Source organism: Actibacterium sp., from assembly GCF_041584535.1.
GTDB lineage: Bacteria > Pseudomonadota > Alphaproteobacteria > Rhodobacterales > Rhodobacteraceae > Actibacterium_D.
In genome coordinates, this window is the sequence record NZ_JBFHDW010000446.1 from 1 (window position 1) to 1,193 (window position 1,193).

The 1,193-nt window shown below is 64.3% G+C and carries 2 protein-coding genes; both read left to right on the forward strand.

Annotation, left to right across the window (positions count from 1 at the left end; genetic code table 11):
* Nucleotides 1-638, forward strand: a 638-nt coding sequence (locus ABYW26_RS14620; protein ID WP_372605648.1) for a flagellar hook-length control protein FliK, incomplete at its 5' end; no start/stop codon positions are given.
* Between the two features lie 24 nt (nucleotides 639-662).
* Nucleotides 663-1,193, forward strand: a 531-nt coding sequence (locus ABYW26_RS14625) for a flagellar hook capping FlgD N-terminal domain-containing protein (protein WP_372605649.1), incomplete at its 3' end; no start/stop codon positions are given.

Genomic DNA, 1,193 nt, shown 5'->3' on the forward strand with positions numbered 1-1,193 from the left:
CCGATAATGCGCCTGACCAAAGCGCAGCCCGGCCCGTCGATGTGCCCGACGCCCCTTCCTTGCCAGGCACCGACCTGATCGAGCCGCGCCCGGCGCCTCCGTTGACGTTCGACCGCGATCCGGCGGCTCTACCACTCTCTGATCCGGCGGCTATGGCCGAGGCCCCGGCCTTGGTCGACCCCACACCCAGCCCCCCGCCGCGCGCCAATCCCGCGCCGTCGCCCCTTTTGCTTTCGCCCGCCCTTGCCCCGGACCCCGCTGTCATGCGCGACATGGCGGTCAGTTTGACGCAGGCCCCTGACGGTCAGATTGACGTGACCCTGCGGCCCGAAGAACTGGGCCGGTTGCGTCTGTCACTGACCCCGACCGAGGCCGGGATCAGCGTGGTCGTGCACACCGAGCGGCCGGAAACGCAGGATCTGTTGCGGCGCCATATCGACCAGTTGGGGCAGGAATTCCGCCAGATGGGGTATCGCGATGTCAGCTTTGATTTCTCGCAATCCAGCCAACAGCGCCCGGCGCAGCCCGGCCCAACGCCGCCAACCAAGGCTGAAACGCCACCCACAGATCCGCTTTGGGCGCCGCCCCGGACGCCCCGAACCAACAGCCGCCGCGATGGCTTGGATATCCGGCTTTAACCAAACGCAGGAAAGGACATCACGATGCAGGTGAACACGATTCCGGCCGCCACACCCACACCCGCCGCAGCCCCGACACAGGGCGTCATCAGCACCGATTTCGATACGTTTCTGACCATGTTGACCACGCAGATGAAAAATCAGGATCCGCTGAACCCGATGGATTCGGGCGATCTGGCGATGCAATTGGCGACATTTTCGGGGGTCGAACAGCAGGTGCTGACGAATGATCTGTTATCCAGCCTTGGTGCACAGATGGGCACAACGGCGATGGCCGATCTGGCGGGCTGGGTCGGGATGGAGGCACGGGTGCTGGCACCCGCGCAATATGAAGGCCAGCCGGTCACGGTTTTGCCAAAGCCGGACACATTGGCCGACAAGGCGGAACTGGTGGTATTCGACAAGACCGGCGCCGAGGTTCAGCGCATCACCATCGCGGTCTCGGACGACCCCTATCAATGGAGCGGTTACGGCCCCACCGGCGTGCCGTTGCCCGACGGCCAATATAGTTTTGCTGTGGACAGCTATGCCGAGGGCAGCTTTCTGAACCGCCAA